This window comes from Pseudoflavonifractor intestinihominis, assembly GCF_040096055.1.
Taxonomy (GTDB): Bacteria; Bacillota; Clostridia; order Oscillospirales; family Oscillospiraceae; genus Pseudoflavonifractor; species Pseudoflavonifractor intestinihominis.
Genome location: NZ_JBBMFK010000025.1, coordinates 20,671 through 33,121, shown reverse-complemented (window position 1 = coordinate 33,121; position 12,451 = coordinate 20,671). Strand labels below are relative to the sequence as shown.

At 65.3% G+C, this 12,451-nt stretch carries 17 protein-coding genes; all 17 read right to left on the bottom strand.

Annotated elements, in window-relative coordinates:
- Nucleotides 1–4 precede the first annotated feature (4 nt).
- The gene (locus tag WMO64_RS13380) at nucleotides 5–547 is read right to left on the bottom strand and encodes a hypothetical protein (protein WP_349232290.1); all 543 of its coding nucleotides are present in this window, start codon (nucleotides 545–547) and stop codon (nucleotides 5–7) included.
- The gene (locus WMO64_RS13375; protein ID WP_294516389.1) at nucleotides 544–753 is read right to left on the bottom strand and encodes a molybdopterin oxidoreductase; all 210 of its coding nucleotides are present in this window, start codon (nucleotides 751–753) and stop codon (nucleotides 544–546) included. The genes WMO64_RS13380 and WMO64_RS13375 overlap by 4 nt, the downstream gene beginning before the upstream one ends.
- Entirely contained in the window at nucleotides 750–1,181 is a 432-nt protein-coding gene (locus tag WMO64_RS13370; protein ID WP_349232289.1) for a hypothetical protein, read from the bottom strand. Before WMO64_RS13370 ends, WMO64_RS13375 begins: the two co-directional genes overlap by 4 nt.
- 3 nt (nucleotides 1,182–1,184) lie before the next feature.
- Nucleotides 1,185–1,574 (bottom strand): hypothetical protein, encoded by a 390-nt coding sequence (locus WMO64_RS13365; RefSeq protein ID WP_294516394.1) that lies wholly within the window; start codon nucleotides 1,572–1,574, stop codon nucleotides 1,185–1,187.
- A gap of 15 nt (nucleotides 1,575–1,589) precedes the next feature.
- Complete coding sequence (locus tag WMO64_RS13360; protein WP_349232288.1) at nucleotides 1,590–2,612, bottom strand: phage tail sheath C-terminal domain-containing protein; 1,023 nt, start codon at nucleotides 2,610–2,612, stop codon at nucleotides 1,590–1,592.
- The gene (locus tag WMO64_RS13355; protein WP_294516399.1) at nucleotides 2,609–3,109 is read right to left on the bottom strand and encodes a hypothetical protein; all 501 of its coding nucleotides are present in this window, start codon (nucleotides 3,107–3,109) and stop codon (nucleotides 2,609–2,611) included. Before WMO64_RS13355 ends, WMO64_RS13360 begins: the two co-directional genes overlap by 4 nt.
- Nucleotides 3,093–3,452: a hypothetical protein gene (locus tag WMO64_RS13350; protein WP_294516401.1), complete on the bottom strand. Its 360-nt coding sequence runs from the start codon at nucleotides 3,450–3,452 to the stop codon at nucleotides 3,093–3,095. Before WMO64_RS13350 ends, WMO64_RS13355 begins: the two co-directional genes overlap by 17 nt.
- Nucleotides 3,449–3,814 carry a hypothetical protein gene (locus WMO64_RS13345; RefSeq protein ID WP_294516403.1) on the bottom strand — a complete coding sequence of 122 codons (366 nt, stop codon included), beginning with the start codon at nucleotides 3,812–3,814 and terminating at the stop codon, nucleotides 3,449–3,451. Before WMO64_RS13345 ends, WMO64_RS13350 begins: the two co-directional genes overlap by 4 nt.
- A gap of 62 nt (nucleotides 3,815–3,876) precedes the next feature.
- A complete protein-coding gene (locus WMO64_RS13340) occupies nucleotides 3,877–4,908 on the bottom strand; it encodes a phage major capsid protein (RefSeq protein WP_294516406.1) in 1,032 nt (343 codons plus the stop codon).
- A gap of 63 nt (nucleotides 4,909–4,971) precedes the next feature.
- Nucleotides 4,972–5,310: a hypothetical protein gene (locus WMO64_RS13335; RefSeq protein WP_349232287.1), complete on the bottom strand. Its 339-nt coding sequence runs from the start codon at nucleotides 5,308–5,310 to the stop codon at nucleotides 4,972–4,974.
- Between the two features lie 29 nt (nucleotides 5,311–5,339).
- Nucleotides 5,340–6,281 carry a hypothetical protein gene (locus WMO64_RS13330; protein ID WP_349232286.1) on the bottom strand — a complete coding sequence of 314 codons (942 nt, stop codon included), beginning with the start codon at nucleotides 6,279–6,281 and terminating at the stop codon, nucleotides 5,340–5,342.
- A gap of 25 nt (nucleotides 6,282–6,306) precedes the next feature.
- On the bottom strand, nucleotides 6,307–7,467 hold the full coding sequence (locus WMO64_RS13325; RefSeq protein WP_349232285.1) for a serine/threonine protein phosphatase: 1,161 nt from the start codon (nucleotides 7,465–7,467) through the stop codon (nucleotides 6,307–6,309).
- Nucleotides 7,468–7,484: 17 nt separating this feature from the next.
- Entirely contained in the window at nucleotides 7,485–8,732 is a 1,248-nt protein-coding gene (locus WMO64_RS13320) for a PBSX family phage terminase large subunit (RefSeq protein WP_349232284.1), read from the bottom strand.
- Nucleotides 8,733–9,092 carry an XRE family transcriptional regulator gene (locus WMO64_RS13315; protein WP_294516420.1) on the bottom strand — a complete coding sequence of 120 codons (360 nt, stop codon included), beginning with the start codon at nucleotides 9,090–9,092 and terminating at the stop codon, nucleotides 8,733–8,735.
- 171 nt (nucleotides 9,093–9,263) lie between these two features.
- Nucleotides 9,264–10,991 carry a phospho-sugar mutase gene (locus WMO64_RS13310; protein WP_349232283.1) on the bottom strand — a complete coding sequence of 576 codons (1,728 nt, stop codon included), beginning with the start codon at nucleotides 10,989–10,991 and terminating at the stop codon, nucleotides 9,264–9,266.
- 184 nt (nucleotides 10,992–11,175) lie between these two features.
- On the bottom strand, nucleotides 11,176–11,658 hold the full coding sequence (gene rlmH, locus WMO64_RS13305) for a 23S rRNA (pseudouridine(1915)-N(3))-methyltransferase RlmH (protein ID WP_349232282.1): 483 nt from the start codon (nucleotides 11,656–11,658) through the stop codon (nucleotides 11,176–11,178).
- A gap of 3 nt (nucleotides 11,659–11,661) precedes the next feature.
- Complete coding sequence (locus tag WMO64_RS13300; protein WP_294516429.1) at nucleotides 11,662–12,450, bottom strand: MBL fold metallo-hydrolase; 789 nt, start codon at nucleotides 12,448–12,450, stop codon at nucleotides 11,662–11,664.
- Between the last annotated feature and the right edge of the window lies 1 nt (nucleotide 12,451).

Genomic DNA, 12,451 nt, shown 5'->3' with positions numbered 1-12,451 from the left:
CCCCTCAGTAAAGTTCAAATCCGCCGTCATACCGGCGGGCGTCCCGCTGGAAGGCCCGGTCCAGCTCCGCCAGGCCCTGTACGGACCCGCTCTGCGCCTCTGCCGGCAGGAGGGCCACGCTTGTCCGGCTGGGCCGGTACTCCGCCGCCGTCTGCGCCTGTCTCAGCCGCTGGTAGAGCCCTCCGCCGCCGGAAGCGCTCCCCCGGAACACAGCCGCCGCTCCTTCCAGCCAGCTTGCCGCTCCCACAGACGCCGTTGTCTCCGCCGTCTCCAGCCAGGCCCGGGTTCGGCCGACTGCCAGATCTTCCAGTCCGCCATCCTGCTCATCCTGCTTTCGGGCGTCTCTCCTGTCCGGCTCTTCTCCAGTAAGCGTCCCCGCCTCCGGGGCGCCGCCGTTCCAGGCAGTCCCACCGCCTTCTGCCGCCCGCTCCCGCGCTTTTTTCCGCCCCACACCGGCGGCGCTGTGCTGCTCCAACAGGAGCTCCGCCGTCTCGCTGTTTTCCCGCTCGTCCTGGTCCGCCAGGGCCAGGGCGATGTAGTCCGTCATACCCGCTCCCCCCGTTTCAGCCGCTCATACCGCTCCAGGTCGAAGGCCTGGTTTTCCCCGGCGTTTGCCGGAGCTGCCGGGCCTCCGCACACCGGGCAGCGTCCCTCCTGGGCCTCCGCCCGGCAGGAGGGGCACAAAGCCGCCAGCTCCTCCTCCTGGTCCAGCAGCAGATTGAGGGCGCACCAGAGGTAGTCCCGGCCGGTCATCTCTTTTGCCCGCGTCTCAGTGGGGAGGGCCCCGAAGGCTTTGAGCACACGCCAGCGAAGGCGCGCCTCAGGCGTGTGCTCCAGGCTTTTTTTAGGGCGTCCACCCGCTCCTCTCCGTCCTCCGGCCCGGGATTTTCCGCCCGGTTCAGGCCGCTCCACAGCCTGGCCAGGTGTCCGATCTCCCCGGCGGAGAGCCCCTTGAGCACCGCCTCACCGTCGGGGAACACCGTCCTTCCGTCCCGCTCCAGTGCTCTGGCAAGCAGGCAGGCGTTGGCGCACAGGGCCTTCTCCTCCTCCCTGCGGGCCAGCCCTTCGGCCTCACGGCCCGCCTCCAGCAGCTCCAGGGCGGAGAGGAGCCGCAGCTCCATGCCCTTGTCCACCTTGATGCGCCGCCTGCCGCCCAGCAGCACCGACCAGTTCTCCTCCATGCCTTACACCTTCATCTCAATCCGCTTGGCCGCCACGATGGTGATCTTCTCCACCACCATGGCCCCTAGGGCGCCGGTCTCGCCGATGGTGCTCCACTGGCAGCCGGAGTAAATGATTTTCCGGTCGGGCTTGCAGATGACCAGGTTGAAGTCCTCCAGGTCGTGGAAGTTGATGCCGTCCCGGATGGCCTCGTCGGTGGCATAGAGCCGGGTCAGTTCCAGCACGTGGGTGCGCTGGCCGGGGATGGTGGCCACCGGCTCGTCCTCGCCGAAGGCCTCCACGGTCTGGCTGGTCTTACTGGTCTTGGCGGAATAGCTCTGGACCACCGCCACCTTTTTGCCGTCCACCTCCAGATAGATGTCGCTGCTTGTGGGGAATCCCGACAGATTCATATATGTTCCCTCCCTTTACACGGTGATGTGTGCGGTGAGCCAGATCTGGTTCATGCCGTGGACCACGGCGAAGGAGAACTCCACCAGACACACGGTGGGGTCGTCCTCCAGGGCGGACACGGTCACGTTTTCGTAGGCGTTGATGATCTCCCGGCTCACCCGGTTTTCCAGCTCCACCACCACCTGGGCGCGCACGGCGCCCCGGCTCTGCTCGGTGTTTTTGGCTCTGCGGAACTTGGACCGCAGGCTGCTGCGCAGCCCGGGGATCACCTCGTCGATGATGAGGATGGTAGACAGCTCCCGCCAGGTACTGTCGGGGGTCTCGCCGGTCTTGGTCCGGGTGGTGACGCCCCGCACCACGCTCACCACCCCGGCCAGGTTTTCCAGGGGGGTGACGCCGCCCCGCACCAGGGTGTCGATCTGGTTGTCGTCGTACCGGGCATTTAGGTCGGTCAGGCCCTTCAGCTCCGCGCCGCCCAGAGGGACGGCGGGGTCGCTCTCCCCGGCGATGGCGCCCGCCACAGCGGCGGCTGCCTTGGCCCCGCCGGGGGCTGTGAGCACCACCCGCTCGCAGTTGAGATTGCCCGCCCGCTCGGCCAGCTGGCTGGGGTTCTCGTCGGTGCCGCCGGGCACCACGGCGATGCGCTCCCGCCGCACCTCGGACGCGGCCTTCACGCTGTCCCGCAGGGCCTGCTGTACCGTCAGGGTCTCGCTGTCACAGACCGTGATAGCCACGTTTTCCTCTCCGGAGAGCAGGGCAAAGGCTGCCTCATAGCCCTCCTCTCCCGTCACGGGCACAGCGTATACCGCCCCCGCGCCGTTGAGGAAGAGGAGCTTCACCAGCTCGGTCAGATTGTCGCCGGTACCGAAGGCGGTCTCGGCCTCCTCCAGCCTTATCAGCTTGTACAGCTTGCCCGTCTCGCCGCCTTCGCTCACCGCCGCAATGCCCACCGTTTTGCTGCCGCCGGAGGCGGTCACCACGGCAGAGGTGTCATAGCTGGAGTAGACCCCCGGCCGTTCATGTGTCGTCACGTTCATAATCTCTCCCCTCTGATTTCAAAGTCCAGGAAGGTGCCTCCCTCGTCGGCCACGGCGTACAGCCGCGCCTGACACACCGCCTCCACCGGACAGCGGTAGAGCTGGCTATCCTCCTGGAACTGTGTCTCACCCACGGAAAATTCCAGAACATCCAGTCCGTCGGGCCCGGGGCCGTTGAAGGCGGCGGACAGGGTGTCCAGAGCCCTGTCGATGGCCGCCGCGCCGCCGCTGGTCTGGGCGGCGTAGAGGTCCAGGCCGAAGGTGATTTTCACCCGTCTGCCGTAGAGCTCCTCCCACCGTCCGGTGTCCTGGTTGTACCGCTCGCCCAGATAGTCCTGGAAGCCGGCCGGGCCGCCCTCGCAGCCGCGGAGGGAGACGGCGGCGGCCGCCCCCTCTCTCCGTGTCCGTCTTGTCTCCGGCCAGGCGGTCACGGCCTCCAGGCCCTGTTCCGTCAGGAATTGGGCCATGCGCTCCCGAATCTCATCCAGTCCCGCCATATTCTCCCTCCTCCCACAGGTCCTCCACCGTCAGGATGGCCCACCAGTGGCTGACTGTGTCGCCCATATAGATGGGCTGTGCCGCGGACACTCTGAGCCGCAGGTCCCGCCACTCCAGGTGCCCGTCCTCCATGTGTTCCAGGGCGGTGTCCGCCCCGGTCAGACAGAGAAAGCGGTCCTTCCGTACCGTCCCCATGGGGGAGGGCTCTGTCTGCCGCCAGGTCTCCCGCCGCTCGGTGACAGGCTGAAGGAAGGCCCGGATGATCTCCGTCTCCCCCTCGTGCCTGCACAATGTCACGCTCTGGCCGTATTTGGCCAGCAGTTTTTCAAAGGTCCCGCTCACCCCGGCACCCCCAGAAAGCAGAAGCCCTCGTCCTTCAGGTAGGGCCGCATCACCTGCTCCGCCTGCCGCCGCAGGCTCAGGCTTCTGTCCTCCGTGCCGCCGCCGTCCCGGTGGTGGATGGTCAGGCTGCCCGCGGTAAAGGACTCCACCTCGTCGGCGGCCCCTGCGGCGCACAGACCGGCCAGTCCCAGCCACGCGGCCCCCATGGTGAAGGCCGCGCCGCAGTCGGCCCTGGTGATGCCGTCCTTCAGCCTGCCCTCCAGCTCCTGCTCGGCCAGATCGCACAGGGCCTGCAATTCCTCCATCCGGTCCTCGGATACCTGTCCCAACTGCCGGGCCAGCTCCGCCGTCTCTTCCGCCATGCCGTTCCCTCCCGTCTCTCTTGGGTGGGGCGGGCCATACCTCGGCCCGCCCTCTGGTTGTCTTACACCTTCAGCACTCGGCTGGCGTCCTGATAGAGCTTGGCGAAGCCGCAGGTGCTGGTGATGGCGGCCCGCTCCAGCTGCCGGTCGATGAGCTTGTCGTACTCCACGGTCACGTCCCCGGCCTGCACCATCTCCAGGGCATAGTTCTTGTCCAGGCCGATCATGGTGTTCTCACTCATGGCGGAGGTGCGCAGCAGGTTGGCGCCCAGGGGGGTGGTCATCTTGCCGGTGCCCTGGAAGTTGAGGCCGGTGAGGGGATTCTGGAACTCGCTCATCTTGAGCATCTTGAGCATCACGTCCCCGGACACCAGCATGGTGTTCATCTCGTAGGGGTCGAACTGGGCCCAGAAGTCCACCAGATCGTCGTAGGTGAGGGTGCCGGTCTCGCCGCCGATGGGGGAGGTACCCACCTTGTACTCCTTGGCGGCGTTGTTGTTGCCGTCGCCGTTGATGAGCACGCCGATGGCGTCCTCCAGCAGCATCCGGTTGATGTGTGCGCCGATCTGGCGCAGGGTGACGGAGAAGAGGTCCAGCTTCTGCCACCGGATGGCCTCGTAGCTGGCCACCAGCATGCGGCCCCGCTTGTGGAGCTTCACCAGGTTCTCCTGGGTCTTGACCTCGGTCTGGGGGATAGCGGCGCCCTCCTCCACATTGCGCAGCTCCTTCTCCTCCTTGCCGGGCACGGAGGCCACGGAGCGGTAGTCCATGCCCTCGATGCGGGTGGTGGTGGCCACGATGGAGGGCAGCAGGTTGGCCTCCTCCATCCCCTGGCGCACGGCCCGTGCGATGTACTCGGGGAAGAGGACGGCGGAGTCGGAGGTGCGGAAGAACTTCTCCACCACGTCGCTGCCCGCGCCCTTGACCTTGATGTCAAAGCGCTTGAGCTGCCGCTGATAGGCGTCCAGGCCCTCCAGGGGGGTGCCCTTGTAGCGCTCGGAGGGGTCCTCCCGCTCCAGCACCTGGGTAAAGGACTGGCCCGCCTGGCGGTACATGCCCTTTTCCAGTCTCACATTGTCATAAGCGTATCCCATTTTTTCAGCTCTCCTTCCTCCGGCGCGGCGCGCCGGCATTCCAGTTTTCTCTCCGTCCTGCGATTACAGCAGGATGGTGGCCTGTTTCTCGGTGCTGCCGGCCTCCACCACCAGGTAGGCGGTGCCCGACGCGTTGGTCTTGACGCCGCCGCTGGCGTTGGCGGACAGCTTGGTGTAGCCCACGGCCACAGTGTCGCTGCAGCTGACCTTGATAAAGCCCTTGAGCTGCACCAGGGCCAGCCCGTCGCTGACCTCCAGGGCCACGCCGCAGAAGGCCTCTCCATCGCCGCAGGGGCCCACCTTGCCGTCGCCGGTCATCTTGATGGGTCCGGCCGTGAGGCCCTCCTCCGCCAGGAAGGTGACCATCATCTCGCCGATGCCTTCAAACGAAACCTTTGCCATACTCCGTTCTCCTTTCTTTTATCCGCGCCTCAGATGAGGAAAGCGCCGTCTCTCTGGTCCATCTCGGCCTGCTCGGTGCGCCGGGGCAGCTGTACGGTGAGAGGGAACCGGTCCTCCAGCCGTTTCTGGTAGCTGTCCCGCAGGGCCTCCAGCTCCTCGCCGCTGAGCTTGTCCGCAATGCTTCTGCGGATGTGCTCCTCCACGCCCTTTTCGCAGATGCCGCCCAGCCGCATCACCTCGCCCCGCAGCCGCTCAAGGTACTTCCGTCCCAGTGCCGCCTCTTTCTCCAGCTGTTCCGCTCTGCTCAGCAGTACAGGCTGGTCCTTCAGGTATTCCATCAGGTCGGTCTCCTGACCGCCTCCCATTCGCTTAATGACCCCGGCCCTGGGCTGGGCGGGCACCGCCACAAAGGACCACTCGTAGGCATCGGTGGCGCCGGACAGGTCTGCCCAGCACAGCTTTCCGCCGTACTCCTGGCCCTTGGTGTGTGCGCACTTTTTTCTGTCCCGGATGTCCTCGCCGCAGATGGAGCACACGGCCCGCTCCACGGCGCACCCCACGGACACCTCCCGCTTGATGCCGCCCTCGATCTCGGCGATGAGTCCCCTGTTCTCCTCGGTGCGCACCATGTAGGCGTACCCCTTCAGGTAGCAGTACGGGTCCCCTGCCCGGGTGAGGATGTTTTGCTCCCGTACCACCTCGGTGCGGTAGATCCGGGCCGCCTGGCCCTTAGCGCTCCACTGGTGGTCGAAGATGCCGCTCTTGCCCTCAAAGAGTTTTGCCAGCTCCTCCAGGGTCTCCCGGGTAAACCGCTCCCCGTCCCGGTCGATCTCGTTGTCGCACAGCCGCACGGCGAAGGCGTATACCTCCTCCGCCGTCAGGGCCTTCCGGCTCCAGCGGTTGATGAGGGCCAGATCCCGCTCCTCCACGGCGAGGGGCTGCCCCATGTCCGCCTGCTTTACAATGTCCATTTCCTACCCCCTGTTCTCCATCGGCTCACTGCTTCTGTCCCAGCTCCACCTGGATTTTTCTGGCCTGCTCCCGGTAGAGCTGAGCCTTGGCCTCCTCCACCAGGTCCTGGAGGTTGATGTCCTCCCAGTCCACGGTCACCCCGCCGCCGTAGCCCTTCAGCTCCAGCCACAGCTCGCAGATCCGCTCCAACACCGGCTCCAGGCCCCGCCGGATGGCGGTGAGCTCGCTGGTCATCATGTCGGCCTGCTGGGTACTCATCCGCTCGGTGGAGGACCAGGACAGGCCCAGCATAAAGGGCGGGATACCGGTCCTGGCGATGAGCTGCTCCAGGATCTGCCGCACGGGCACCTGGCTGTCCAGAATCTGGTTGTCCGCGCCAATGACCTTGATGTCCACGTCTCCCACGGCCACAAAGTCCCGCACACTGCCGTTTTTCCCCGCCTGCATGGCGGCAGACCACTCCCGTGCGATCTGCTGGCTGCGCTCCACGGCGTAGGCCCTGTCCACAGCGTCCTCGCCGGGCTTGTAGACCACAGCGAAGCGGACGTTGCCCATCCGCTCCCAGTTCATGCCCTCGGCCTGATAGATTTTCAGCAGAATCTCGGTGAGGAAGGGCATGGACCGCAGCAGGGACACGCCGTAGGGGCTGTCGGTCTCGGGCTGGAAGGGGGTAAAGAGGAGCAATTCCTGGCAGGGCAGGTCCTCCAGCACGCCGTCTCTTCCCCTGGCGCACAGGGTGATGTCCAAGGGTGTCTCCCCCTCTTTGATCTCCACATCGGCCACGTTGCCGCAGAGCACTGCGGCGATGCCGTCCCGCCTGCCGTTGAGTACGATCTCCCCTACTGCTCTCCCGCAGGTGAGCATGGAGTCCAGGTAGCAGTCCAGGAAGGACTGGATGCCCCGCTGTCTCCGTCCGGTGCTGACCGTTTTCAAAAACCGGTCCATCTCCCCCTGGACCCGCTTGTCGCCGCACTGCACCACCGGCCCGCCGGCAAGCCGGATCAGCTTCAGGATAGCGGCGTCCACAATGGGCACCGCCTCCCGGATGCTGCGGTACAGGGCGATCTCCCCGTTTCTCAGGGGCACGTACCCGTCCAGCACGCCGAAGGGGTGCCGTCCGCCGTCCCGCAGCTGGACGGCCACCCCTGCGGGTGCCTCACTCTTTTTCTTCTCCCAGAATCCCATCCGAGCCCTCCCGTCTCCTAAAATCTTGTCCGCTCCACATAGGCCGCGCCCAGGTAGGGCGGCTCTCTGCCGGCGGCCACGGTGGCCGCGAAGTAGCGGATCTCGTCCATGGCGTGGTCGTGTTCCTTGCGCACCCGGTCCTGTCCGCCTCTGTCCGCCCAGCAGTAGAGCTGGAACTCCCGCAGGGCGTCGTGGCACCCCCGGCAGATCACCAGCTTTTTCTCCCGCAGCAGTTCGGCGGTGGTGCGGATGCCGGAGAGCACGTCGTTCTCCGCCTTCACCACCTGCCATTCCTCTCTCCGCAGCACCTCGATGAAGCTGGCCGCCGACGGGTCCACCACCACCAGCCGGATGTCCCGTCCCCCGGCCAGTTCTCGCAGGTCCCGGGCGTACTCCCCGTCGGTCTTCTGCCGTTTTTCCGCTCTGGAGTCGTAGTAGAACTCCTTCACCCGGTACCAGATCCCGTCCTTCCACCCCCACAACCCGAAGGAGGCTGGGTTGACGGTGCCGTAGTCGCAGGAGATGCACCACCGGCTCAGGCCGTCGGGCGGGTCCTCCACGTAGCGCTCGTCGAAGAAGTCGTAGACCCGCCCCTCAGCGGCCACCCACTCCCCCAGCACGAACCTGCGGTAGAATGCGCCGCTGAACATCCGCGTGTACCGCGCCCGCACCTCCGGTCTGAGCCCCGGATTGTCCTCCATGGTAAAGTGGAGGTACAGGGCGTTGCGCTCCTCCGCCTTCTGGATCCACTCCTTGTAGAACCAGTGCTCGGGCCCCTCGGGGTTGCAGTTGAACCACAGCCTGCTTCCCGCCACAGAGCACCGGGCACAGGCCTGCTCCACAAAGGACCGGGGCATGAGGGCCACCTCGTCCAGCAGCACGCCAGCCAGGGTCACGCCCTGGATGAGGGCGGCGCTGCCCTCGTCCTTGCCGCCGAAGAGGTAGAAGGTGTTCTCCCTCCCGCCCCGCCGGACGGTGAGGAGGTTGCGGGACACCTTTTCCTCACACCGGAACCCCAGTTCCTCCAGCACGGGCACCAGCCCTCTCACCAGGTTGCGCCGGAGGGATACGGTGGTCTTGCCGCACAGTCCGAAGGCGGCATTCTGGAATCTGGCCATGGCCCAGCACACAAAGGACAGCCCCATGCAGAAGGTCTTTCCGCTGCGGACGGCGCCGTCGCAGATGATGGCCTCATACCGCCGTTCCGGTGTGCACCACCACCGCAGCACAGTCTTCTGCTTTTCGGAAAATACCCATTTCCGCACTCATTCGCCCCTCCCGGGCACAGATTCTCCGCCGGGTTCTGTCCCGGCGCACTGGTCTCCGGGGCGCTCCAGCGCCCGGAGGAACGCGTCTGCCTCGTCCTCCTCTCCCCGCTCCAGCATGGCGGCGATCTTCTCCAGTACCGCCACCCGGTCCATGAGCTTGATCTCCACGGTTCCGTTTCCGCTGCGCTTGAACTCGGTGAGGGCGGAGAGGTCCAGATTGTCGATCTCATCCACCCGCTCGCCGTCCAGGAAGGCCAGCTTGACCGCGTCGTTGACCCTGCCGCCGGCCAGCCGCTCCATGCGCCGCATCAGGGTGTTCAGCCGCCGCTCCCGTTTTTTTCCCGATTCGGTTTTCACTCCACTCACCTCTCACCCCCATCTGTTCCGGCCGGGAATATTGCTGCTTTCTGTACATCAACGGTGGAAAAAATTTTTTCACTCTGTTTTTTCTCCCGGCCCCGACTGAAAAAAGGGCGCAAAAAAGCTCCCCTGCGGGCAGTCCGCAGGGGAGCTTTTCAGCTGGATTGTTTACTTTTTCAGGCTCTCAGCCCAGGCGGTGTACTTGGCCACCTTCTCGTCGGCCTCGGCCTTGGTGGCGCCGTTGGCCAGGATGTAGACCTTGACCTTGGGCTCGGTGCCGGAGGGGCGGACGATGAGGCTGGTGCCGTCGGCCATCTCATAGCGCAGCACGTTGGAGCCGCTGAGCTCCATGGTGCTCTTGGCGCCGTCGGAGACGTTGACCACGGAGCCGTCCTTGTAGTCCTTCTGCTGCTTCACGGCCACGCCGGCGATCTCCACCGGGGGCTTCTCCCGCAGTCCGGCCATCAGGTCGGCCATCTTCTTCAGGCCGTCCAGGCCGGGCATGACCAGGTTGAGGGTCTTCTCGGCGTAGAAGCCGTACTTCTTATAGCACTTCTGGAGGGCGTCGTACAGGGTCATGCCCTGACCGGCGTACCAGGCGGCCATCTCGGTGAGGGACAGGGCGGCGGTGACGGCGTCCTTGTCCCGGACGTAGTCGCCCAGCATGTAGCCGTAGCTCTCCTCGTAAGCGAAGATGACCTTGCCCTCGCCGGCGTTCTCCAGCTTGTCCTTCTTTTCGGCCAGGAACTTGAAGCCGGTGAAGGTGTCGTAGCACTTCAGGCCGTTGGTCTCGGCCACCTTACGGGCCATCTCGGTGGTGACGATGGTCTTGAGGGCCACGGGGTTCTCAGGCATCTTGCCGGTGCGCTTCTTGGCGCCGATGAGGTAGTCCAGCAGCAGCACGCCGGTCTGGTTGCCGGTGATGGTGATGTACTCGCCCTTGTCGTTCTTGACCATGATGCCCACGCGGTCGGCGTCGGGGTCGGAGCCCAGGATGAAGTCGGCGCCCTCCTTCTTGGCCAGGTCCACGGCCAGGTAGAAGCCCTCGGGGTTCTCCGGGTTGGGGGAGACCACGGTGGGGAAGTTGCCGTCGATGACCATCTGCTCGGGGACGCAGATGACGTGCTTCATGCCCAGGCGCTTGAGGGCCTCGGGGATGAGCTTGTAGCCGGTGCCGTGGAAGGGGGTGTAGACCATCTTGAAGGTGTCGGCCACCTTGTCCACGGCGGCCTTGTCGTTGACCTGGCCCATGACGTTGGAGAGGAACTTCTCGTCGGTCTCGGCGCCCATCAGGGTGATGAGGCCGGCCTTGACCGCCTCGTCATAGTCCATGCGCTTGATGGAGTCAAAGAGGTCCAGCTCCTCCATCTTGGCGGCGATGGCGGAGGCGTGGTGGGGGGGCAGCTGAGCGCCGTCCTGCCAGTAGACCTTGTAGCCGTTGTACTCCTTGGGGTTGTGGCTGGCGGTAACATTGATTCCGGCGATGCAGCCGTATTCCCGCACGGCGAAGGAGAGCTCGGGGGTGGGGCGCAGGGCGTCGAAGATGCGCACCTTGATGCCGTTGGCGGCCATGACGCAGGCGGCCTCACGGGCGAACTCAGCGGAGTGGTTGCGGCAGTCGAAGCAGACGGCCACGCCCCGCTCTGCGGCGTTGCCGCCCTCGGCCAGGATGACCTCGGCGAAGGCCTGGGTGGCGTGGCGGATGACGTGGACATTCATCTGATGGAGTCCCACGCACATGGTACCCCGCAGTCCGGCGGTGCCGAACTCCAGGGGGGCAAAGAAGCGGCTTTCGATCTCCTTTTCATCATTGGCGATGCTGCGCAGCTCTTCTTTTTCCGCCTCGCTGAGGGCAGGGCTGTTCAGCCATTTCTCATACATATCACGATAGGACATGGGACTTACCTCCAATATCTGAATTTCCGGAATCACAGGTTCCCGCTGTTGTGATTATAGCACAACGCCCACCGGCTATCCACCCCTGAAGTCCAGAAATACCCACAAATTTCAAATATGGAAACGCCGCGCGGTCCCCGGAGCGCTGCTGTGCGGGGGCCGCGCGGTGTATTACGGCGGGGCGCTATTTGTGGTAGCTGGAGCCCTCGGCGATTTTGAAGGCCCTGTAGAGCTGCTCCAGCAGCATGACCCTGGCCAGGTGGTGGGGGAAGGTCATTTTGGACATGGACAGGCGCAGGTCGGCCCGCTCCTTGACAGCGGTATGGAGTCCGTAGGAGGAGCCAATGACAAAGCAGAGCTGGCTGCGGCCCTGGCCGGCCCAGTCGGTGATCCGGCGGCTGAGCTCCTGGCTGGAGAGTACTTTTCCCTCCACGCACATGGCGGTGACGGCGCACCCCTTGGGCAGCCGCTGGAGGATGGCGTCGGCCTCTTTCCGCAGGGCGGCGTCGATCTGGGCCTGGGAGGGGTTGTCGGGCAGCCGCTCCTCGGGCAGCTCGGTGAGCTGGAATTTGCAGTATCCGCCCAGCCGCTTGGCGTACTCGGCGGAGGCGTCGGTGTAGAACTTTTCCTTCAGTTTTCCCACGCAGATCACGTGAATTCCCAGCATATATTACACCTCGCAGCGAATACCCGTCTCGCTTCTGGGGGCCACCTCCAGCCGCACGTCGGTCCCCGGCCGTATGCCCCTGCGCTCCATGGCGGCCAGCACCGTGTCGTAGGCTCTGGCGGGGGTGTTGTTCTCCTTGGACAGGTGGGCCAGGATCACGGTGCTGGCCCCGTTTTCCACAGCGGAGCAGGCCAACTCGGCCCCTGCCTGGTTGGAGAGGTGTCCCCAGCCCCCCTGGATGCGCTCCTTCAGGTAGTAGGGGTAGGGTCCGGACTGGAGCCATTCCGGGTCGTAGTTGGTCTCGGCCACCAGCAGGTTGGCGCCCCGGATTCCCCTGGCCACCTCTTCGGTGACCCTGCCCAGGTCGGTGACCACGGCTGCCTTTCTGCCCTCCGCGGAGACGGCGTAGCCCACGCTCTCCGCCGTGTCGTGGGGCGTGGGGAAGGACTCCACGGTCAGGCCTCCGATCTCAAAGACCGCGCCGGCCTCAAAGGCCCTGAGCCGGTTCTCCAGGAAGGCGATCCGGTAGCACAGCTGCCGTCCGGTGCCCTTGCTGGCGTATACCGGCATGTCAAACTGCTTGGTCAGGGTGGTCAGCCCACAGATATGGTCGGAGTGCTCGTGGGTGATGAGGATGCCCGCCAGTTCAGCCGGGTCGATCCCCAGCTCCCGCAGGCTCTTGGTGATTCGCCGGGCGGAGATGCCGGCGTCGATCAGGATATGGGTTTTCCCATCGGACACCAGCAGGCTGTTGCCGCTGGAGCCGCTGGCAAGGGTGGTCAATGACAGCAAT

Coding starts and splice junctions, on each gene's coding strand:
- WMO64_RS13375 (WP_294516389.1), bottom strand. CDS start 753: ATGACCGGCCGGGACTACCTCTGGTGCGCCCTCAATCTGCTGCTGGAC.
- WMO64_RS13370 (WP_349232289.1), bottom strand. CDS start 1,181: ATGGAGGAGAACTGGTCGGTGCTGCTGGGCGGCAGGCGGCGCATCAAG.
- WMO64_RS13380 (WP_349232290.1), bottom strand. CDS start 547: ATGACGGACTACATCGCCCTGGCCCTGGCGGACCAGGACGAGCGGGAA.
- WMO64_RS13355 (WP_294516399.1), bottom strand. CDS start 3,109: ATGGCGGGACTGGATGAGATTCGGGAGCGCATGGCCCAATTCCTGACG.
- WMO64_RS13340 (WP_294516406.1), bottom strand. CDS start 4,908: ATGGGATACGCTTATGACAATGTGAGACTGGAAAAGGGCATGTACCGC.
- WMO64_RS13360 (WP_349232288.1), bottom strand. CDS start 2,612: ATGAACGTGACGACACATGAACGGCCGGGGGTCTACTCCAGCTATGAC.
- WMO64_RS13310 (WP_349232283.1), bottom strand. CDS start 10,991: ATGTCCTATCGTGATATGTATGAGAAATGGCTGAACAGCCCTGCCCTC.
- WMO64_RS13335 (WP_349232287.1), bottom strand. CDS start 5,310: ATGGCAAAGGTTTCGTTTGAAGGCATCGGCGAGATGATGGTCACCTTC.
- WMO64_RS13365 (WP_294516394.1), bottom strand. CDS start 1,574: ATGAATCTGTCGGGATTCCCCACAAGCAGCGACATCTATCTGGAGGTG.
- WMO64_RS13325 (WP_349232285.1), bottom strand. CDS start 7,467: ATGGGATTCTGGGAGAAGAAAAAGAGTGAGGCACCCGCAGGGGTGGCC.
- WMO64_RS13345 (WP_294516403.1), bottom strand. CDS start 3,814: ATGGCGGAAGAGACGGCGGAGCTGGCCCGGCAGTTGGGACAGGTATCC.
- rlmH (WP_349232282.1), bottom strand. CDS start 11,658: ATGCTGGGAATTCACGTGATCTGCGTGGGAAAACTGAAGGAAAAGTTC.
- WMO64_RS13330 (WP_349232286.1), bottom strand. CDS start 6,281: ATGGACATTGTAAAGCAGGCGGACATGGGGCAGCCCCTCGCCGTGGAG.